Genomic DNA, 20,775 nt, shown 5'->3' on the forward strand with positions numbered 1-20,775 from the left:
CCCTGTCGCGCGCCGTCCACACGGTCGATTGCCGGCGTGCAGCGGCAAGAGTAAATTGATCGTCCGGTGTTTGCAAGGCGCCCGGCAATGCTTACATGGCAAGCGTTCCCGGCTCCGGCTGTTTCATTTTTTCCAGGTAGCCGTGGATTTGCGCGACCACCGCCGCGCCTTCGCCCACGGCCGCCGCAACCCGTTTGGTGGAACCCGAGCGCACGTCCCCGATTGCAAAGATGCCTGGCACACTGGTCTCCAGCGTGGATGCCGGCATGGTGCCTTCATGCGCCGTGTCTGTGCCGGTCAGCACGAATCCCTTCGCGTCCACGCGCACATTGCAGCTGGCGAGCCATCCCGTATTGGGATCGGCACCAGTAAACAGGAACAGATGCCGGACCGGCACTTCGGTCACGCGATCGCTGTCGCGCGAGCGATAGCCGATGGTGGCCAGACGTTCTTCCCCGCCCAGGGCGACGATCTCCGTGCCGGTATGCAGTTCGATATTGGGCTGGGCCGCGATGCGCTCGATCAGGTAGCGCGACATGCTGGCCTCCAGCCCCGATGCCCGGATGAGAATGTGCACGCGCTTGGCGTGCGCGGCCAGGAACACAGCGGCCTGCCCGGCGGAATTGCCGCCGCCCACCAGCACGACTTCTTCGCCGCTGCACAGGCGGGCTTCCACCGGGGAGGCCCAGTAGTAGACGCCGCGTCCTTCATAGCGATCGAGTGCCGCGATGGCGGGGTGGCGATAAGCCGCGCCGCTGGCAATGACCACGGTCCGGGCCGCAATCTTGCGGCCATCGCTCAGTTCGACGCGCTGCGGATGCTCGCCACAATGCAGCGCGCTCACTTGCAAGGGGATGGCAAGGTGCGCGCCGAACTTCTGGGCTTGCACAAAGGCCCGGCCGGCCAAAGCTTGCCCGGAAATACCCGTGGGGAAGCCCAGATAGTTCTCGATGCGCGAGCTGGCGCCGGCCTGGCCGCCTGGCGCAAGGCTGTCGAACACCGCAACACACAGGCCCTCGGACGCGGCATACACCGCGGTGGCGAGACCCGCCGGACCGGCACCCACCACGATCACATCGTAGATATAGTCCGGGTCGAATTCGGGCAGCAGGCCCAGGCAGGTGGCAAGCTGACCTGCGTCCGGGCATCGCAGCACCGCGCCGCCGGGGCAGATCACCAGCGGAAAATCGCCGGGCGCGGCGGCGGTGAAATCGAGCAGGGCGCACGCATCGGGATCGGTATCCGCATCGACCACGGTGTGGGGATAGCCGTTGCGCCGCAGGAACGCCTGCAGATGCAGCAGGCGCGCGTCGCTGCCGCGGCCTAGCAGCGTCGGGCCATTGCCGCGCTCGATCAGGCCAACGCGGCGCAGGATCAGCGCACGCATGATCCGCTCGCCCAGATCGGCTTCCGCGACCATCAGCGCGCGCAGCCGATCGGGTGGAATCGAGATGGCCTCGATGTCCTCCAGCGCCAGGCCGTCGACTAGCGCGGGCTTGCCCGATAGCTGCCCCACCTCGGCAAGAAAGCTGCCCGGCCCGTGCTCGCCGACCACCGACGCACGGTCTCGCGCGTCGCGCTGCAAGACGCGCACGCGGCCCCGCAATACCACCACCATGCCGTGGGCAGGGTCGCCGGTGCGAAACAGGTATTCATTGGCGCGCCACTGCCGCAGTGTGCCGAAATGCTGGAGCCGCACGATCTCGGCGGCGGTAAGCAGGGGCCACATCTGGTGGCGGCGTGACTCCATCGGGGAGAACGCCGCGGTGGCCGCCTCCTGATCGATGGCCAGGCCCGCCGCATCGATGGCTTGCGGGCCAGGGGGTTCCAGGCTTCCGATAGCGTTGTCTGCGCTCATGGCTGTAAGGCCTCCCGGTGGCACCGCGCTGGCGCTGGTGCGGATGAGTCGAGTGCTGCTGATGCGTGCGCGGGGATGCCCGGGCATGGCCCGGAGAGTTTGCTCGCGATGCCGCGATGCGGCAATCCCTCGTTGCCCGCGCCCCCCAAAAGCGTAGTACACGCGTGGCATCAAAGGGCGATAGCGCACAAATAGTGATCCATACTCATCTTTGTGGTTGGTGCTGCTTATGCCATTGATGGATATCGTAAGTACAACCTGGTAAAAACCCTTGACTATCTACTTACAGGTAGATAAGATGTGTTCCATGGATGCCGCAGCAAGGTAACGCCAAGCAGACAAGGCCCAGCCAGCCGGTTTCCAATGCAGCAAATCAGTAACAAAGACGAAAGTCATTTTTTTTGCCTCGCTTCTCTACCTAGTGATAGGTAAGAAAGCGAAAAAGACGACGAACCAGCTAAAACCCGGTCCCCGCGGCCAAAGCAGACCCCCGGACCCATGCTTCGATTGGAGAACATCATGAACACCAAGCTTTTTGCCAAGTCCCTGCTCACCGCCGCCACCCTCGCCGCAGCGTTCGCTGCTGGCCACGCCCAGGCCGCCGCAACCGTTACCGCCGACAAGTACGGCTATGAATACCGCACCCGCGACGTCTACAGCGATGGCGCCCGCAGCGGCAAGTTCGATCCCTTCACCGAAGGCGCACGCGCCGGCAAGTTCGATCCGTTCACCGACGGTGCCCGCGTTGGCAAGACCGACCCGTACACGGATGGTTTCCGCACCGTCGCGGGCCTGGATCGCAGCGGCGTGTCGTCTGAACCCAGCCGCAAGTTCGACCCGTACACCGACGGCGCCCGCAACGACAAGCGCAACCCGTACTTCGACGGTGCCCGCAGCGGCGCACGGGACGTGTACACCGACGGCGCAAGGGCCTGAGTGAAAACCGGTACCTCTCGGGTCTCGATGACCGAGGTGCCGGATTGCATGTATCACCCCGCGGCGTCACCGTAACGACGCGCGGATACCAGGAGCACATCATGAACCGTTGGCAGAGTTTCCGGATATTGGCAGGCTGGGCGCTGATTTGCGTTGCCAGCGGCTCCATGGCCACCGTAGTGGCTCAGGCACTTCCGGCCTGAGGGTTCCCCGGGATCCACGGCATCCGTGGTCAAGAAGGCATAGCGCAGCGCCCCCACGCTGCATGCGAATCGGCGCGCCCACTGTGGCGCGCCGAAGCTTTTTCCAAGCCCCGTCAATTCAGTCCGCATCCCTGCGCCTCGCTAGCTTGCCAGGCGCTTGCTCCATCCGCGCACAATGCCCGTTGTCAGGGCGGTGCCGGCCAGGATCACGGCGCAGCCCAGCAGCATCGAAGGGGTGATGCGCTCGCCCAGGAACAGCGCACCCCACAAGACACCGAAGGCCGGGATCAGGAATAGCGCGGTCATTGCCCGCGCGGGCCCCGCCTTGGCGATCAGGCGAAAGAAGATCACATAAGCCAGCGCGGTGCAGGCTGCGGTCAACGCGCCCAGCGCCAGCCACGCATGCGCGCTTGGCTGCGTGGCCGGCCACAGCCAGGCTGCCGGCGCGCACAGCAGCAGAGCCGATGCGAACTGGCTGCCCGTTGCCACCGTGAGCGGCGGTACGTCCGCCAGGTATTTGCGGGTGAAGTTGGCGGAGAAGCCATAGAGCAGGGTAGCGGCCAGGCAGGCCAGCGCGGCCAGGCCGGCCGCCTTGCCCGCGGCGCCGTGGTGCAGCCCGGCCTTGTCCCACACCAGCCACAGTACCCCGGCGAAACCCAGGGCCAGCCCGGCCACGCGCGGCGCCCCCAGGCTTTCACGCAACCACAGCCAGCCGATGAGCGCGGTAAACAGCGGCGTGGCCGCGGTGAACATGGCGGAAAGCCCGGCCGGAATCGTCAGCGCGGCAAAGCTGAACAGCACGAAGGGCAGCGCTGAATTGGTGATCCCTACCACGGCGATCGCCCACCAGCGGCGGCGCAGGCCGGCCAGCCCGCCGCGCCAGGCCAGCAGCGGGAGCAGCAGCAGGGCCGCGCCGCCGGCGCGCGCGCCCGCCAGCGGCACCGCGCCGAACTCACCCGCACCCAGACGGATAAACAGGTAGGAGGCGCCCCACAGGGCGGCCAGCGACAGCAACATCGAAAGATCGGAGCGTTTCATTTCCAGGCACCTCATTGGGGATGACAGGGGGGATGACAGGGCCAGGATAAGACGGCAAACTGGTACCGGAAAAGAGCCAGAAATTAGGAAGTTTATGGATCCAGAGTTCGCTTTCCCGATCCGCTTGCCAGCACCCGGCTCGCGCCATTTGCTGCGCAGCCTGCACGGCCAGCTCAAGGGGGCGATCCTTGACGGGCGCCTGCGCCCTGGCTTGCGCCTGCCTGCTACGCGCGCGCTGGCCCAGGCCTGGGGGGTGTCGCGCAACACCGTGGTGGCCGCCTACGACCTGCTGCTGAGCGAGGGCTACGTGGTCGCGCGCGATCGTGGCGGCACCTATGTGGCGGGGCTGCTGGCGCCCGCGCGCGAGCCAGCCCCGCAGCCTGTCGCGCCCGAGGCTGAGCGCCGGCTGGCCGCGTTCTGGCGCGCGCCGCCCTTGCCGCCTCGGGAAGCTTCGCCGCTGGTGCCGCGCTTTGATTTTCGCGTTGGCGTGCCCAGCCTGTCGGCATTCCGGGCAGACCTGTGGGGGCGCCTGACGGCGCGCACAATGCGGGCGATGACGCATGCGCCGGTGGCCTATGCCGACCCGCAAGGGCAGCCCGCGTTGCGCGAGGCCATTGCCAGCCACGTCTCGTTTGCGCGCGCGGTCGCCTGCCAGGCTGGCGACGTGGTGGTTACGGCGGGCGCGCAGCAGGCCTTCGACCTGCTGGCCCGCGTGCTGGTGACGCCCGGGCGCACCGTGGTGGCGATGGAGGACCCGGGCTACCCGCCGGCCCGCGCTGCCTTTGCTGCCGCCGGCGCCAGGATCGTGCCGGTGCCGGTGGACGCGCAAGGACTGGTGGTGGAACGGCTGCCCGCCGATGCGCGGGTGATCTACGTCACGCCATCGCACCAGTTCCCCCTCGGCCATGCCATGTCGGCGGCGCGGCGCGCGGCCTTGCTTGCGTTCGCGCAGACGCACGGCGCGGTCATCGTCGAAGACGATTACGACGGCGAGTTTCGCCACGCGGAGCGCCCGCTCGACGCCCTGCAGACCCTCGACCGCGCCGAATCCGTGTGCTACGTCGGGACCTTCTCCAAGAGCCTGTTTCCCACGCTGCGGCTGGGCTTCGTGGTGGCCCCGCGGTGGGCGCGGCAGGCGCTCACGCTGGCCAAGCAATGCAGCGACTGGCATTGCGCTGCCACCGCGCAGGACACGCTCGCCGCCTTCATCGCCGAAGGGCACCTGGCGCGCCACGTGCGCAAGATGCGCCGGCTCTATGGCGTGCGCCGCCAGCTGCTGCTGGATACGCTGCGTGCGGATTTCCGCGGCCGGCTCGATCCGGTGCCCTGCGCCGCCGGCCTGCACCTGGCCGCGCTGTGCGTCGGCCATGCCGATCCCGAGCCGCTGGCGGCGCGCGCGAGGGAGCAGGGCATCGGGGTCTGGACCACGCAGGAGTACTACCTCGGCCCGCAGGGCCGCGCGGGCTTGCTGTTCGGCTTCGGCGCGATCGACGAGGCGGGCATCGCGGCGGGGCTGAAGGCGCTGCGCCAGCTTTGGTGAGGGCCGGCACGGTCAAGCGCTAGATGCTCGCGGTGCATCTCCTGGCGCATTCGGTCGAATCGGAGGAGAAATGGGACGTGGGCCGGAATCCGGCTTTGAGGCGATATGCTCGGCACGCGAGCCTACTACAGCGTGAGCATGACCACCGATGGTGCTACTTTCGCGGTGACTGCGGTGCCTTCTTCGGCCGCGCGCCAAGGGCGCCGGACGCGGCGGCCTGCACGATGCGTCGGAAGGTGGGGCATTCCATGTGGCTGGGCGCGGGGCAGGCGGCGGCGTGGCGCAGGCCGTCGCGCATGGCGCTCAGCTTCTTGATCGTCCTGTCCAGCTCATCCGCCTTGGCCGAGAGCATCTGCCGGTCGATGCGCGGCTGCCCCTGCGGGGAAAACATGAGGGCAATGTCGTCGAGCGAAAAGCCGGCGGCGCGCCCCAGCGCGATCAGCGCCAGCCGTTCCAGCACGCCGGCATCGAACAGCCGGCGCAGCCCGCGCCTGCCGGTAGAGGCAACCAGCCCCTTTTCCTCATAGAACCGCAGCGTCGATGCGGGAACGCCGGACTGCTGCGCCACTTCGGCTATGTCTAGGCTTTTCACCCTCTTGACCTCAAGTCGACTTGAACTGGCACAGTGTAGCTTCCGCTCCCTGGAGCAGCAAAGGAAAACGATCATGGACGTCACGCAACGGGCCGAAAGCGAGCAGGCGGCGCTCTGGAGAGGCCGCTCCGGGCGCGCCTGGGTCGAGGCTCAGGCGCCGCTCGACCAGATGTTCAAGCCCTTCGAAGACCTGCTCGTCAAAGCGGCCTGCGCCGGCGCCGCGCACCGGGTGCTGGATGTGGGCTGCGGCACGGGCAGCACCACGCTCGCCGTTGCGCGGCGGCTCGGTGCGAAGGGCCACTGCATTGGCGCCGACATCTCGGATCCGATGATCACCGCCGCGCGGGCGCGCGCCGAACGCGAAGACACCTCCGCATGCTTCATCCGCGCCGACGTGCAGAGCCACGCCTTCGAGCCCGCAAGCTTCGATTTGATCATTTCGCGTTTCGGCGTCATGTTCTTCGACAACCCGGCCCTGGCCTTCGAGAACCTGCGCCGCGCCGCGCGGGACGGCGCGGATCTGCGTTTTATCGCGTGGCGCAGTGCCGCGGAAAATCCGTTCATGACGACGGCCGAGCGCGCCGCGGCAGCGCTGCTGCCGAACATGCCCGCCCGCCGGCCAGATGCGCCGGGGCAGTTTGCTTTCGCGGACCGGCATCGGATCGCTGCCTTGCTGGAAGGCAGCGGCTGGGCTGAAATCGACATCCGGCCGATCGAGGTGGACTGCACCATGCGCGAGAAGGATCTGCTCGGCTACCTCTCCTGCCTCGGTCCCGTCGGCCTGATGCTTCAAGAGGTGGACGAGCGCACGCGCACGCAGGTCATCGAAACGGTCCGCACCGCCTTCGATCCCTATGTGCATGGCGCTGAAGTTCGCTTCACCGCGGCCTGCTGGATGGTCTGCGCCCGAGCGCCGTCTGCGCCAGGCGCGCTGAAGGGGGCCACCCATGTCTGACGCAGTGGGCTACCTGATGCACGCATTCCTGATCGGGGCGGGTGCGACCGTGGTGATGGACATCTGGGCCGGGGCTCGACAGTGGCTGCTCGGCATTCCTCCTCTGAACTATGCGCTGGTAGGCCGCTGGCTCGCCCATCTGACGCGAGGGCGCTTTTGCCACGATCCCATTGCCGCTTCGCCGCCGGTACGGGGCGAGCGCCTGATTGGCTGGGTTGCCCATTATCTGATCGGCATCGCATTTGCGGCCCTGCTGCTCGCATTCTGGGGCCTCGGCTGGGTCCATCAGCCGACGCTCGGCCCTGCGCTGATCGTTGGCATTGGCAGCGTGGCGGCTCCCTTCTTTTTGATGCAGCCAGCCATGGGCGCCGGCGTCGCCGCCAGCCGCACGCCGCGTCCAGTCGCCGCGCGCTTCCATAGCCTCGTCACGCACGGGATATTCGGCCTGGGGCTTTACGGCGCGGGCCGGGTGGCAAGCTGGCTGGACACGTTGCCATGGCGGAGCTTTTGGTAGCGGCGCCACGCGCGTTCTTCCCGCCATGCCTATGCGCCCTAAAGCAGCGATTCAGCGGTTTATCCGCATAATCCATCGAAACTATCCATTTACCTTATATTGCCGCGCTCCCTACACTTTGCGCCAACGCCCCCTTTAGCAGGGCGTATGACAAGAGAGGAGCAAGTATGGAGACCACCTTGGCGCGCCGCATGGCGGCGCTGGCGCTAGCTTTGCCGTTGCTCGCCTGCGGCGGCAACGATGACAGCGCGAATACGGGCACCCCTGCCACGTCCACCGCGGCGGCCACCCCGGGCATGACGCTGACCATCACCGCGCGGCAAGACATGCCTGGCACCTACGGCAACGTAGGCGCCTACGAAAAACTCACCGGCACGCTCAAGGGTGAGATCGATCCCGCCGATGCGCACAACGCCATCATCCAGGACCTGGCGCTGGCCCCGGTGAACGGCCGCGGCCTTGTGGAGTACACCACCGAATTCGTCATGCTCAAGCCCAAGGACATGAGCAAGGCGGGTGGCGTGCTGCGTTACGATGCGCCCAATCGCGGCAATATCCTGACCATGCCGAATCCCACCACGGTGCCCGGGGATTCGCTCTACTTCGAGCGCGGTTACGTGCTGCTGTACTCGGCCTGGCAGGGCGATGTGCCGAAGAGCTCGGCGGCGCGGCTCACGCTGACGGTGCCGGTGGCAAAGAACAAGGACGGCAGCAGCATTACCGGCCCGTATGCGGCGGAACTGATCCCGAGCGCCGCCAGCCCGTCGATGAGCCTGCCGGGCGGCGTGTTCAACAGCACGATGATTCCCTATGCGCCGGCCAGCCTCGACAACACCTTGCCGGGCTACACGCTGACGCGGCGCGTGAACGAGACCGACCCGCGCGTGGCGATTCCCGCAACGGACTGGAAGTTCGCCACCTGCGATAACGCAGGCAACCCCTTCCCGGGCAAGTCCGACGCCGCCAACATCTGCCTCAAGGGCGGCTTCGTGCCGGGCTACCTCTACGAGATCACCTATGTGGCGAAAGACCCGAAGGTGATGGGCGTGGGCCTGGCGGCGCTGCGCGACACCATCACGTTTTTCCGGCACCAGGCCGCGGATTCGGCGGGCACGCCGAACCCGGTGGCGGGCGCGGTGCGCTTTGCCATCGGGCAGGGCACCTCGCAATCTGGCAACGCGATGAAGACCTTCCTGCATCTTGGCTTTAACCAGGCGCTGGATGGCAGCAAGGTGTTCGACGGCATCTACGCGCATGTGGCCGCGCGCCAGACCAATATCAACACGCGCTTTGCCGTGCCGGGAGGCGGCGGTGGCCTGCGCACCGACCATCGCGCCTTCGGACAGACCGCGCCGCGCGGGCTGGCTGCCGACTACCAGGACACGCTGGCCGGGCGCAGTGGCGGCGTCATGCAGCGCTGCACCGCTACGCAGACTTGCCCGAAGTTCTTTCTCGGCCTGTCGGGCACGGAGTTCTGGCAGTTGCAAGGCTCGCCGGTGCTGACCGATCCCTACGGCTTTGCCGACCTGAAGCAGCCTGACAATGCGCGCATCTACTACTACGCCAGCACGCAGCACGGCGGCAAGTCGCCGCTGATCAGCTACGCGCCGGCGTCCACGGTGTACCCGGCGGGTTCCATGGTCGATTTTGCCGATACCTTCCGGGCGCTGTTCGTCGCGCTGGAAGACTGGGTGGCTCGCGATGTCGCGCCGCCGGCCAGCCAGGTGCCGGCCATCGCCGATGGCACGCTGGTGCGGCCCGACCAGCTGACCTTCCCCGTGACCAAGGGCATTACCTGGGCCGGCGCGGGCAGCAATGCCGCGATTCCCGCGCTGCAGTACCTGGCGCGTTACAACGGCTTCCCGCTGCTCGACTACGGCCCGACCTATCGCCCGCAGGATGAGTCCGGCATCCCGACCTTGCTGCCGCCGTCGTACATGGGACGGGACTACGCCATCCTGGTGCCGCAGGTGGATGCGCTGACCGGGCTGACCAAGGCCGGCATCCACGGCGTCGACGTGGACGCGCCAGTGGGCACCAGCCTGGAGTTCAACTACGTGGCCACGCCGGGCATTGTGGATCTGGTCAACCTGAGCGGCAGCTACATTCCCTTCCACAAGACCGAGGCCGCGCGCATTGCGGCGGGCGATACGCGGCCCTCGCTGGAGTCGCTCTACACCGACCAGGCCGGCTATGTGGCCAAGGTGCAGAGCGTGGCCGCCGGGCTGGTGGCCAGGCGCTTCCTGCTGCAGGCGGATGCCGACCGGCGCGTGGCGAGCGCGCAGGCGAATCCCGTGTTGCCCTGAGGGAAGGGGCTTTTGAAGAGGCGGTGATGCGGCGGGCGGGGCGCTTTGCCCCGCCTAGCCCGGAAGCCTTGCTGCGGTCCCTGCGCCTTGCCATCCGGGGTCCGCGGCGAAGCGCTCCGCAAGGAAGTCCAGCATGGTGCGCAGGATTGCCGGCATTTGCCGGCGCGATGCGTAGACGCCGTGGATGCCAAGCGCCTGCGGTTGCCAGCCGGGCAGCAGGGCCACCAGTTGCCCGCTGTGCAGCAGCGGCGCGGCAGAGTAGAGCGGCTGCATGGCAATGCCGGCGCCCGCCACCGCGGCGGCCAGCAGCACGGTCGATTCATTGGCGCTGAGGTTGCCCTGCACTGGCACCGCCAGCGTTTCCCCCGCGCGTTCCAGCTGCCACAGGCTCTTGCCGAAGTACGAGTAGGTGAGGCAGTTGTGCATGGCGAGGTCCTGCGCTTGGCGTGGCATGCCGTGGGCGGCGATGTAGGCAGGCGCGGCGCAGATCACCGAGGCGCAGCTTGCCAGCGGGCGCGCGATCAGGTTGGGGTCGAGGTCGTTGGTGATGCGGATCGCCAGGTCGATGCGTGCTTCCACCAGGTTGACCGCCTGGCTGCCGATATGCAGGTCGACGGCGGTTTCCGGATAGCGCTTCAGGTAGGCCGTCACGGCCGCGGCTAGCACGGACTCGGCCAGCGATTGCGCGCAACTGATGCGCAGCATGCCGCGCGGCATGCCCGCGCGCTCATGCTCGGGCCGCGCCATCTGAGCGGCGATCTCCAGCATCTGGCGGCAGCGCGATAGCGCTTGCTCCCCGGCGGGCGTCAGGCTCAGGCTGCGCGTGGAGCGGTGCAGCAGGCGTTGCTCGGCCCAGGTTTCCATCTGCGCGAGATAACGGGTGACCATGGCGCGCGACATGTCCAGCGCCTCGGCGGCGGCCGTCATGCTGCCGCGTTCGGCAATGGCTATGAAGACTTCGGCGGCGGTGATGCGGTCCATGGCATGGGTTGGCGGGTGCTGCTTGCGCAGCAAGTCGCCCTATTTGATCGATTGATGCAACAAAGATGTTCATTTTATGAGGTTTTTGTACCGGTCTGTGCAAATTATGCTGGCGGCTTCCTTGATCCCTAGCCATGTGAGACTTCCGATGCGCTCCAGCCCGACCCTGAAACGATTCCTGCGCGGCCTTGCCACCGCCTTGTGCCTGGGCATCGTCGCCAGCACGCCCGCAGTGGCCGCAGCCGCGCTCAAGCTGGAGGTCTACAACCCCGGCACCAAGAGCATTTTCCCGGTCTCGTCCGAACTCGTCACCGGCGCGCACGACGCGGTGCTGATCGACGCGCAGTTCCAGCGCAACGACGCCGAGGCGCTGGTTGCGCGCATCCGCGCCAGCGGCAAGAACCTCACCACCATCTACATCAGCCACAGCGATCCGGATTTCTACTTCGGGCTGGACGTGCTCAAGGCCGCGTTCCCGGCGGCCAGGATCGTCGCCACGCCGCAAACGGTGGCGGCCATCCAGGCATCCATGGCGGGCAAGCAGGCTTACTGGGCCCCGATCCTGAAGGACAATGCGCCCAAGGCGCTGGTGCTGCCCGAGCCGCTGGCCGGCGATGCCATCGAGCTCGAGGGCAACAAGCTGCAAGTGCTGGGCCTGGACGGCCCGGCCCCGGAGCGCACGGTGGTGTGGATTCCGTCGCTCAAGACCGTGGCCGGCGGCGTGGTGGTCTTTGGCAAGAGCCACGTCTGGGTGGCCGATACGCAGACACCGGCCTCGCGCCAGCACTGGATCGCCATGCTCGATCGCATCGCGGCGAAGAAGCCGGCGCGGGTCGTGCCCGGGCACTATCTGGACGATGCGCCGCAGACGCTGGCGTCGGTGCGATTTACGCGGGATTACCTGCGCACGTTCGAGCAAGAAGCGGCGCGCGCGCCGGATGCCAAGGCGCTGAGCGCGGCGATGCAAAAACACTACCCGCAGCTGGGCGGCCTGGACTCGCTCGAACTGGGCGCCAAGGTCATCAAGGGCGAAATGCAGTGGCCTGCAAAATAACGGCTGTGCGCCAGGCCGCGTTTCGCGCTGCGCATAGCACCAGCACCAGCGCCAGCACCAAATCTCAGGAAGCATCGATCATGTCCGGTTTCACCCTGCATTACATCTACGACCCGCTGTGTGGCTGGTGCTACGGCGCCGCGCCTCTTGTGCGTGCCGCGCGCGCCGTGCCTGGCCTGACGCTCGCGCTGCACGGCGGTGGCATGCTCACGGGCGCCAACCGCCGCCGCATCACGGCGCAATGGCGCGACTACGTGATGCCGCACGACCGCCGCATCGCCGCGCTCACCGGCCAGCCGTTCGGCGAACGCTATTTCGAAGGCTTGCTGCGCGACGAGAGCGCGGTGATGGACTCCGCGCAGCCCACCACCGCGATCCTGGCCGCGCAGGCGCTGGGCGGCGTCGAGGCCGCCGCCGATCTGCTGGCGCGCCTGCAGCATGCGCACTATGTGGACGGGCTGCGCATTGCCGATGCGCAGGTGCTGGCCGATCTTGCCGGGCAGGCCGGACTGGATCCGCAGCGCTTTGCCGGCCTTTGTCTGGACATTGGGGGTGACCAGACGCAGGCGCATATGGCCGCCAGCCGTACGCTGCTGAACCGCCTGGGCGGGCACGGCTTCCCCACGTTTGCGCTGCAAAACGGCACCGATCAATTTGCCGTGCTGGACGTGGGCCCGTTCCTTGGCGACGTGGGGGCGTGGCAGGAGAGCCTGGCGCGGGCGGTTGCGCAGCAGGGCGGGCGCGTGGAGGCGGGCAGCCAGGATGGCGCGGGCGGCCCGGCTTGCGATGCGCAGGGTTGCGCTTTGCCGGCGCAAGGGTAAACTTCGCGCCCGCATTGCCGTTATACCAATCGACGTCCCGGCACACAGGTTGCGCCGGTTCCGTCGATTGTTGCTTGCGCGCGGCTTGTCCTTTCGTCGGGACTAGCGCTGCGCGAGACGGCATCGACCCTACACCCGCACCCTACATGCCGCACATCCAAGGCCCTCCCGGAGAGACCGAACTATTTCGCACGCTGGTACTTGGCGTGACCGATTACGCGATCTACGCGCTGGATCCCGCTGGCACCGTGAGCAGTTGGAACCCCGGCGCGCAGCGGGCCAAGGGATACACCCGGGATGAAATCCTGGGCGCGCATTTCTCGTGCTTTTACACGCCGGAGGATCGCGCCGCGGGGCTGCCCGAGCAGGCGTTGCGGCAAGCGCGCGAGGCAGGCCGCTTCGCGGCGGAAGGCTGCTGGCGCTTGCGCAAGGATGGTTCCCGCTTCTGGGCCCACGTGCTGATCACGCCGATCTTCGATCGCAAGGGCAAGCAGCTTGGCTATGCCAAGGTCACGCGCGACATGACGCAGCAAAAGGCCGACGCCGAGCGCATTGCGGAGGTGACACGCACGCTGGACCTGGCGCTGGAGAACATGTCGCAGGGGCTGTGCCTGTTCGATCCGCATGGCACGATCATCCTGACCAATCGCCGCATGGAAGAGATCTTCCGCGGCGCGGGCGCGGCGCTGGTGCCAGGCGCGGATTTTCTCGCCCTGTGCCGCACCATGGCCGGCGTGCGCGAGAGCGAAATCGCGGCGCCGAGCGTGCTCGCCAGCCGCCTTGGCGGCGATATGCAGGCCGAGGCCGGCCAGCGTGACGACCGCGCGGAGCAATACGCGCAGGCGCTTTGCGAGCGGCACCGCGAGATCCTGCGCCGTCACCAGCAATGGCGCAGCGTGGAAGCGCTGCCCGACGGGCGCGCCATTGCGCTGTCGCACAGCGTCATGGCTGACGGCTCGTGGGTGACCACCTGCGAGGACGTGACCGAGCAGCGCCGCATCGAAGCTAAGATCCAGTATATGGCGCGCCACGACGGGCTCACCGGCCTGCCCAACCGCAGCTATTTCAACGACTACCTGGACGAAGAGCTGCAGCGCGCGCAAAAGCAGGGCAGCCGCGTGGCAACGCTCGGCATCGACCTGGATCGTTTCAAGGAAATCAACGACCTCCACGGGCATGCGGCCGGCGACACCGTGCTGCGGGCGGTGTCCCAGCGCATCGCCAGCCAGCTGGAGCCAGGTGAGTTCATTGCCCGCATCGGCGGCGACGAGTTCATTGCCGTAAAGCGCTTCGAGCGGCAGGCGGAGCTGAGCGACTTCAGCGCGCGCCTGGTGACATGCCTGAGCGAGCCGGTGCGGCTCGATGGCTTCGACCTGACCACGGGCGCGAGCATCGGGATTGCGATCTATCCCGGCGATGGCACCCATCGCGACCAGCTGGTCAGCAATACCGACCTGGCGATGTACCGCGCCAAGGGCAGCTTGTCCGAATCGATCTGCTTCTACGAAAGCCGGATGGACGAGGCCGAGCGCGAGCGGCGCGCGCTGGCCGGCGAGCTGTGGACCGCCATTGCCGCCAACCAGTTCGTGCTGGACTACCAGGTGCAGACCGCCATTGCCAGCGGCGAGGCCATCGGCTGCGAGGTGCTGTTGCGCTGGCGCCACCCCGAGCGCGGGCTGATCGCGCCTGACAGCTTCATCCCCCTGGCCGAAGAATGCGGCGCCATCCTGCCGATCGGCGAGTGGGTGCTGCGCACCGCCTGCCAGGAAGCCGCGCAGTGGACGTTCCCGCGCAAGATCTCGGTCAACCTGTCGCCGGTGCAGATCACCCACGGCAACCTGGTCACGCTGGTGGCGCAAGTGCTGGAGGAGACCGGGCTGGCGGCCGGACGGCTGGAGCTGGAAATTACCGAGTCGACCATCATCGGCGACAAGGAGCGGGCGTTGGACATATTGCGCCGCATCAAGGCGCTGGGCGTGACCATTGCCATCGACGACTTCGGCACGGGCTACTCCTCGCTCGACACCTTGCGCTCCTTCCCGTTCGACAAGATCAAGCTGGACCGCACCTTTATCGCGGAAATTTCCGACAGCCAGCAGGCCAAGGCCATCATCCGCGCCATTCTGGCGCTGGGCCAGAGCCTGGCGATCCCGGTGCTGGCCGAAGGTGTGGAGACCGACGAGCAGCTCAGCCTGCTGCAGGCCGAGGGCTGCGACGAAGCACAGGGATTCCTGCTCGGTCGCCCGCAGCCGCTCGAGCATTTCCGCCGCACCCACGCCGTGGTCGGGCCGCGGCTGGTGACGACGCAGACACCGGAACGCTAGGCGGCGCATCCGGCGCATCCGGCACGTCTGGCGCTTGCGATGCATCCTGTGCGCGCGTGTCGTGATCTCTGCCTTCAGCGCAGTCCCGGCCGCGCGCAGCACGCTTGCGTGGCGCTGGAACTCGCGCGCCCGCCAGCCACTCTCATTGCTTGTCGGCAGCCACCCGCGCTGCCGCGCGGGTGAAAAACGGGAGGGGCCGTGGCACCACGCATCACCATCGAAGGCGGCCACCCGGCCGGCCAGCCTCATGTGCGCGAGGTGGGCGACCCCACCGGCGGCCAGACACTCGCCCCGCACCGCTTGGCAGGCTGTGCGCATGCCGATCCGCTCACGCCCGCCGATCGCTACCAGGAGTTGTTCGTGGCGGTGCAGATGGGGCGCATTTTTCCCGACAGCAAGACCTTCACCGACGCCATGCCCCGGCAGGACCCGGCCACCATCCTGGCCGCCTACCGCGCTCGCGCCGGCGCCGCCGGCTTCGACCTTGCCGCCTTCGTGCACGAACATTTCGTGGTGCCCGAGGTGCCGCGCAGCTGCTACGAGTCCGACCCCGAGCAGCCACTGGCCGACCATATCGACGGGCTGTGGGCGGTGCTGACGCGGCATCCCGCGCAGCACCCGCCGCAGTGCTCGCTATTGCCGCTGCCGCATCCCTACGTGGTGCCGGGCGGGCGTTTCTCCGAGCTTTACTACTGGGATTCGTACTTCACCATGCTGGGCCTGGCCGCCAGCGGGCAGGGCGGCTTGCTGCGCGGCATGGCGGACAATTTCTCCTACCTGCTCGACACCTATGGCGTGATCCCCAACGGCACCCGCAGCTACTACCTGAGCCGCTCGCAGCCACCGGTGTTCGCGCTGATGGTGGAGCTGTTCGAGGACCACGGCGTGCAGCCCGAGCTGGACTTCTTGCCACAGTTGCGCAAGGAGTACGCCTTCTGGATGCGTGGCGCCGACTGCCTCGCGCCGGGGCAATTGTGCCGGCGGGTGGTCAGGCTGGCCGACGGCAGCCTGCTGAACCGCTACTGGGACGAGCGCGACACCCCGCGCGAGGAAGCCTATATCGAAGACGTGGGCACGGCCGCATTGGCGGCGCGGCCGGCCGCCGAGGTATTCCGCGACCTGCGCGCCGCGGCCGAATCGGGCTGGGACTTCAGCTCGCGCTGGCAGGAACCCGGCGGCGGGCTGGAGAGCGTTCGCACCACGGCGATCCTGCCGGTGGATCTCAATTGCCTGTTGTTCAAGCTGGAGCACAAGCTCGCCGAACTGGCCCGGGCCGCCGGCGATGCCGACGCACCGGTCCTGGCCCAGCGCGCGCAGGCCCGCCGGGAGGCCATCGAGCGGCTCATGTGGCACGAGGCCGAAGGCGCCTACTTCGATTTCGACTGGCAACGCCACCACGCCCGCGCCAACCTGACGGCGGCAACCGTGGTGCCGCTCTACGTCGGCGCGGCCACCCCCGCGCAGGCGGCGCGGGTGGCGCGAACCGTGGCCGCGAGGCTGTTGCAGCCCGGCGGCATTGCCACCACGGAGCGCGTCAGCGGCCAGCAGTGGGACCTGCCCAACGGCTGGGCGCCGCTGCAATGGCTGGCGATCGGCGGGTTCGCGCGGTGCGGGCATGCGGCGCTTGCGCACGAGATCGCCCATCGCTGGCTGTTGACCGTGGCGAGCCTCTACCAGCGTGAGTACAAGCTGGTGGAGAAGTACGCCCTGCAGCCCGGAGAAGACGGCGCGGTAGGTGGCGGGGGCGGCGAGTATCCGCTGCAGGACGGCTTTGGCTGGACCAACGGCGTGGTGCGCAGGCTGCTGCAGGAGCATCCCACGCATGCGGCGTGCCGCTGCCGCGCGGGTGTGAGAAGTCCGTGAATCCGTGAAGGCGTGAATCCGTGAATCCGTGATGGCATGAAGGCGTGGCTTCAGCGATGGCTGGCGCTGGTTGCCGCCAGCCACCGCGCCACCGTGGCAGCCAGCCAGGCCGGATCGTCGTGCGGCAAATCGTGCCCCGCCCAGGGATGGCGGCGGTGCTGCGCCCCCCAGGCTTCGGCCAGGCGCGCAGAGCACACCGGGTCGACCAGATGATCCGCCGCCGACGACAGCACCAGCGTCGGGCAGGCCGGCGGCGCACCCGGCGCGTGATAGCGTGCCGCGGCCCATAGCTGGCGCAGGGCATTGGCCCGGCTTACCGGCGCGCTGCTGCGAATCGCGCACCATTGCGCCACATCCGTCGCAAAGGCCGCGCTGGCGTTGCAGGTCAGCCGGTAGATGATGCGCTCGCAGTATCGGGCGTTGTGCCAGCGCAGCGCCATGCCCAGCAGTGCCGGCCAGTTGCGCAGCGGCAGCCGCTCGGCCACGCTGCAAAAGGGCCGCATGCTGGTGTTGACCAGTACCAGCGCGCCGATCTCCTCCGGGTGCCGCCGCGCCCACTCCGCCGCCACCATGGCGCCCAGCGACATCGCCAGCAGCCGGTATGGCCGCGCCAGCCCCTGCCTGGCGGCACGCTCACGCAGGACCCCCACCATGGCAGCCACGTCGGCTGGCGCGCGCCCGGCCGCCTCGACACCATTGCCAGGCAGGTCCAGCATGGTGATGGGCCCGATGTCGGCATTGGTTTGCAGCACACCCGGCAAGACGCCCCAGTGGCGGGTTTCGCGCGTCAGGCCGCGCAGCAGTATCCAGTCGCTCATCCGGGCGGCCCCCAGGGCCACAGCGCGTTGGCATGGTCGAGCAATTCCTGGCGGCGTTGCCCGCGTGGCAGCCAGCGCTCGGGCGCGTAGGCCACGCGGGCCAGGAAATCCAGCAGGTTGGCGTGCCGCCGCAGCACGCGCGCGGTGCGGTGCGCCTTGACCGGGTTGAAGAAGCCCTGGCGCGAGAACAACTGGCGGGGATTTTTCTTGATCCACAGCCAGGAACCCAGCTCCAGCGTCATCGGCAGGAAGATATTGCCGGGCGGCGTATGGTCGTAGGCCCAGTCCCACAGGTCGCCGTGCAGCAGGTATTGGCGGCTCTGCGGCTCGAAGGCATAGCCATGGTGGGGATGTGCCTGCTCGAACATGGTCTTGAGGGCAAACATCTCGGGCAGGTGCGGCATCGGCGCGGCGGTGCGCGCGTAGGGAAACCAGATGCTGTCGCCCCAGCCGTAGCCCGAGTGGCAATCCAGCGCGAAGCTCAAGGGCCGGCCCTGCAACTGCTGCTCCACGACTTGCAGCATGGCCGCGCTTTCCACCTCCATGGGCGCGCCGAGCTTGCCGCGGTACCACGGCAGCCACGCGCCCACGCGCTGGCCGCCGGCCAGCAGCGGCACCCGGCCAACCGCGTCTTGCGGCGCGTTGCGCATCAGGTCCACGCCATTGGGGTTGGCGCGCGCGCCCGCCCACATGCCGCCCGGGTTGACGATCGGCATGAACAGCAGCCGCACGGATTGCAACTGGCGCTCCAGCAGTTCGTCCCACTCCAGGCGCCACAGCAGCATGCGCATGTAGTCGAGCAGCAGATGCGTGCCGATGCGCTCCAGGCCATGGATGCCGGCAAAAAAGCCGATGGCGGGCGCGCGCGGATCGTTCGACCCGATGCTGGCGGTGTACAAGGGAAAACGCTGGCTGCCTGCCTGCACTTCGCCGACGCGGCAGGCATCCAGGCGGCTGGCGCCGGCTTCCAGGATGTCCTCCAGTTGCTGCATTTCAGCGAAACTGCCTGCGTTGGGTGGCTGCGCCATGGGCGAAGGCGGCTCCTTGGAGGGCGATGCGATGGTCGATTGTCAGGACGTCAACGTCAATATAGGCGCTGGCAGCCGGTCGGGTTGCAAAAGCGTGCCCGCCATCATCCCCCGGTTTTGTGAAAGCCCCGTGACTGGCGCCGGACTTCAGGCCGTGGCCAGCGCCGGCGCGGGCTCGGCCGATGCAAACAGCATCAGCAGGGGCCAGCCGCGCGTGTCCGCCAGCGCGCGCAGCGCGGCGTCCGGGTTGGTGGCTACCGGGTGGCTCACGGCTTCGAGCAGCGGAATATCGTTGCGCGAGTCACTGTAGAACACGGTGTGCTCGAACTGCGTCCACGCCATGCCGAGCGATTCCAGCCATTGCGCCACGCGTGTGATCTTGCCTACCCCGAAGCTCGGCACGCCGTCTACCGCGCCCGTGAAATTGCCCGACGCGTCGCGCCCGGCCTCTACCGCCAGCAGGTGCGCCACGCCCAGCGCCTCGGCGATCGGCTCGGTGACGAAGCGGCAGGTGGCGGTGACGATGCAGCAAAGATCGCCGGCGTCCTGGTGCGTGGCCAGCAGCGCGCGCGCCTCGGGGCGGATGGCCGGCGTGATCACGTCGCGCATGAAGCCGCTGCGCAAGCTTTCCAGCCGTGCGTGCGGATGACGCGCCAGCAGGCCCAGGGCGAAGGCGGCGTGGCGGTGGAAGTCCAGGCGTCCGGCGGTGTACTCGGTCAGCCACAGCGCGTTGTTGGCCTCGACTTCGCCGGCATCCGCCGCGCCGGCCTCCACCAGGTAGCGTGCCCATTCATATTCGCTATCCAGCGGTAGCAAGGTGTGGTCGAGGTCAAACAAGGCAAGGCAGGACATGCGCCGTCTCCGGTCGGAAAAGCGGCAAGGATGCCCAACGGCAATGACCCACGGATGAAGCGCGGCGCAAGAATCCCGATACGGCTATCAGGGATTTTTGCCGCCTTTGGCGAAATTGCCGAGGGTGCCGATATCGCCTACGCCGCCTTGCGCGGCGCCAGGCATTCGAGGAAGGCGCCGATCAGGCGCGTATGCGTGCGGCCCTGCAGGCAATAGAGGTATTCGTGCAGCACGGGCGGCTGGCTGGCAAACGGCACAACGCACAGCGCCGGGTCACGCGGCACTTCCCCAAGTGGCACCACGCTCGCGCCAAGGCCCTGGCGAATGGCTTCATAGATGGCTTCGCGGCTGCCGATGACGGTGCTGGCCGGCAGCGGCAAGCCGGCGTCGTCCAGCGCGGTCTCGGTGGCCTTGCGCGTCATCGAGCCGTGCTCGCGGATCAGCAGGTGGCAGGTGGCCAGCTGCGCCAGGCTGACGCTGGGCGCGCGCGCCAGCGGGTGGGCGGGGTTGACCACCAGCACCATGGGGTCGGTGGCCAGCGTGATGCGGGCCAGCCGATCGTCGACGACGGCGTGCGAGGAGACGGCGACGTCGATGCGGTACTCGATCAGCGCATCCAGCATCTGCTGTGAGTTGCCGATATCGATGCTGATCTCGATGGCGGGATAGCGTTCGCGAAACGCGGCCACGCTCTTGAGGATGTAATAGGGCCCGGTCGCGCCGATGCGCAGATGGCCAAGATGCAGGTTGCCGGCATTGCGCAGCAGGAAATCCGCGCTGCCTTCGTGCTGCATCAACTGCTCCACCACCGGCATCAGGGCCACGCCGACGTCGCTCAGGTCGACCCGGCCAGCGCGCCGGTAGAACAGCTCCACGCCGTAGTTCTCTTCCAGCTGGCGGATGCGGCCGGTGACCGTGGGCTGGCTTACGCGCAGCTGCTTGGCGGCGGTGGTGATGCTGCCCTGCCGTGCCACTTCATAGAACGTCGTCAGCAGGTCGCCGAGCATGGGGGATTTCCGTGGGGATTGCGTAAGCGCGCCAGTCTAGCGGCGATTTATGACAGTTCTTCGCCGCGCGGCCACGGGCGTGGCG

At 67.8% G+C, this 20,775-nt stretch carries 17 protein-coding genes; 9 read left to right on the forward strand and 8 right to left on the reverse strand.

The window, feature by feature from the left end; translation table 11 throughout:
• Window positions 1–91: 91 nt before the first annotated feature.
• The gene (locus ACX12D_RS23865) at window positions 92–1,858 is read right to left on the reverse strand and encodes an FAD-dependent oxidoreductase (RefSeq protein ID WP_459375937.1); all 1,767 of its coding nucleotides are present in this window, start codon (window positions 1,856–1,858) and stop codon (window positions 92–94) included.
• A gap of 519 nt (window positions 1,859–2,377) precedes the next feature.
• Between ACX12D_RS23865 and ACX12D_RS23870 the strand changes: the two genes are divergently transcribed.
• A complete protein-coding gene (locus ACX12D_RS23870) occupies window positions 2,378–2,794 on the forward strand; it encodes a hypothetical protein (RefSeq protein WP_459375938.1) in 417 nt (138 codons plus the stop codon).
• A gap of 344 nt (window positions 2,795–3,138) precedes the next feature.
• On the opposite strand, the gene ACX12D_RS23875 is transcribed toward ACX12D_RS23870, so the two are convergent.
• Window positions 3,139–4,035 carry a DMT family transporter gene (locus tag ACX12D_RS23875; protein ID WP_459375939.1) on the reverse strand — a complete coding sequence of 299 codons (897 nt, stop codon included), beginning with the start codon at window positions 4,033–4,035 and terminating at the stop codon, window positions 3,139–3,141.
• Between the two features lie 94 nt (window positions 4,036–4,129).
• Between ACX12D_RS23875 and pdxR the strand changes: the two genes are divergently transcribed.
• A complete protein-coding gene (gene pdxR, locus ACX12D_RS23880) occupies window positions 4,130–5,575 on the forward strand; it encodes a MocR-like pyridoxine biosynthesis transcription factor PdxR (protein WP_459375940.1) in 1,446 nt (481 codons plus the stop codon).
• Between the two features lie 154 nt (window positions 5,576–5,729).
• On the opposite strand, the gene ACX12D_RS23885 is transcribed toward pdxR, so the two are convergent.
• Window positions 5,730–6,167: a helix-turn-helix domain-containing protein gene (locus ACX12D_RS23885; RefSeq protein ID WP_459375941.1), complete on the reverse strand. Its 438-nt coding sequence runs from the start codon at window positions 6,165–6,167 to the stop codon at window positions 5,730–5,732.
• 73 nt (window positions 6,168–6,240) lie between these two features.
• Here ACX12D_RS23885 and ACX12D_RS23890 point away from each other — a divergent pair, with 73 nt between their 5' ends.
• The 3 genes from ACX12D_RS23890 (at window position 6,241) to ACX12D_RS23900 (ending at window position 9,942) form a co-directional block, all read left to right on the forward strand.
• The gene (locus ACX12D_RS23890; RefSeq protein WP_459375942.1) at window positions 6,241–7,122 is read left to right on the forward strand and encodes a class I SAM-dependent methyltransferase; all 882 of its coding nucleotides are present in this window, start codon (window positions 6,241–6,243) and stop codon (window positions 7,120–7,122) included.
• Window positions 7,115–7,636: a DUF2938 domain-containing protein gene (locus ACX12D_RS23895; RefSeq protein WP_459375943.1), complete on the forward strand. Its 522-nt coding sequence runs from the start codon at window positions 7,115–7,117 to the stop codon at window positions 7,634–7,636. The genes ACX12D_RS23890 and ACX12D_RS23895 overlap by 8 nt, the downstream gene beginning before the upstream one ends.
• 167 nt (window positions 7,637–7,803) lie before the next feature.
• Window positions 7,804–9,942 carry an alpha/beta hydrolase domain-containing protein gene (locus ACX12D_RS23900; RefSeq protein WP_459375944.1) on the forward strand — a complete coding sequence of 713 codons (2,139 nt, stop codon included), beginning with the start codon at window positions 7,804–7,806 and terminating at the stop codon, window positions 9,940–9,942.
• A 54-nt stretch (window positions 9,943–9,996) separates the two neighbouring features.
• Here ACX12D_RS23900 and ACX12D_RS23905 read toward each other — a convergent pair whose 3' ends face one another.
• Window positions 9,997–10,923, reverse strand: coding sequence for a LysR family transcriptional regulator (locus ACX12D_RS23905; protein WP_459375945.1), 927 nt, complete (start codon window positions 10,921–10,923; stop codon window positions 9,997–9,999).
• A gap of 148 nt (window positions 10,924–11,071) precedes the next feature.
• Between ACX12D_RS23905 and ACX12D_RS23910 the strand changes: the two genes are divergently transcribed.
• The 4 genes from ACX12D_RS23910 (at window position 11,072) to treF (ending at window position 16,985) form a co-directional block, all read left to right on the forward strand.
• Complete coding sequence (locus tag ACX12D_RS23910) at window positions 11,072–11,977, forward strand: MBL fold metallo-hydrolase (RefSeq protein ID WP_459375946.1); 906 nt, start codon at window positions 11,072–11,074, stop codon at window positions 11,975–11,977.
• An 80-nt stretch (window positions 11,978–12,057) separates the two neighbouring features.
• A complete protein-coding gene (locus tag ACX12D_RS23915; RefSeq protein WP_459375947.1) occupies window positions 12,058–12,798 on the forward strand; it encodes a DsbA family protein in 741 nt (246 codons plus the stop codon).
• Between the two features lie 146 nt (window positions 12,799–12,944).
• Window positions 12,945–15,122, forward strand: a complete 2,178-nt coding sequence (locus tag ACX12D_RS23920; RefSeq protein WP_459375948.1) for a sensor domain-containing protein — start codon at window positions 12,945–12,947, stop codon at window positions 15,120–15,122.
• Window positions 15,123–15,320: 198 nt separating this feature from the next.
• A complete protein-coding gene (gene treF / locus ACX12D_RS23925; protein WP_459375949.1) occupies window positions 15,321–16,985 on the forward strand; it encodes an alpha,alpha-trehalase TreF in 1,665 nt (554 codons plus the stop codon).
• Between the two features lie 50 nt (window positions 16,986–17,035).
• Here treF and ACX12D_RS23930 read toward each other — a convergent pair whose 3' ends face one another.
• From ACX12D_RS23930 to ACX12D_RS23945, 4 genes are all read right to left on the reverse strand, one after another.
• On the reverse strand, window positions 17,036–17,803 hold the full coding sequence (locus ACX12D_RS23930) for an alpha/beta fold hydrolase (RefSeq protein WP_459375950.1): 768 nt from the start codon (window positions 17,801–17,803) through the stop codon (window positions 17,036–17,038).
• Entirely contained in the window at window positions 17,800–18,831 is a 1,032-nt protein-coding gene (locus ACX12D_RS23935; RefSeq protein WP_459375952.1) for a M14 family zinc carboxypeptidase, read from the reverse strand. The genes ACX12D_RS23930 and ACX12D_RS23935 overlap by 4 nt, the downstream gene beginning before the upstream one ends.
• Before the next feature lie 147 nt (window positions 18,832–18,978).
• On the reverse strand, window positions 18,979–19,683 hold the full coding sequence (locus ACX12D_RS23940; protein ID WP_459375953.1) for an HAD family hydrolase: 705 nt from the start codon (window positions 19,681–19,683) through the stop codon (window positions 18,979–18,981).
• A 137-nt stretch (window positions 19,684–19,820) separates the two neighbouring features.
• A complete protein-coding gene (locus ACX12D_RS23945; RefSeq protein WP_441635333.1) occupies window positions 19,821–20,690 on the reverse strand; it encodes a LysR substrate-binding domain-containing protein in 870 nt (289 codons plus the stop codon).
• Window positions 20,691–20,775: the final 85 nt, after the last annotated feature.

Source organism: Cupriavidus sp. PET2-C1 (assembly GCF_054515855.1).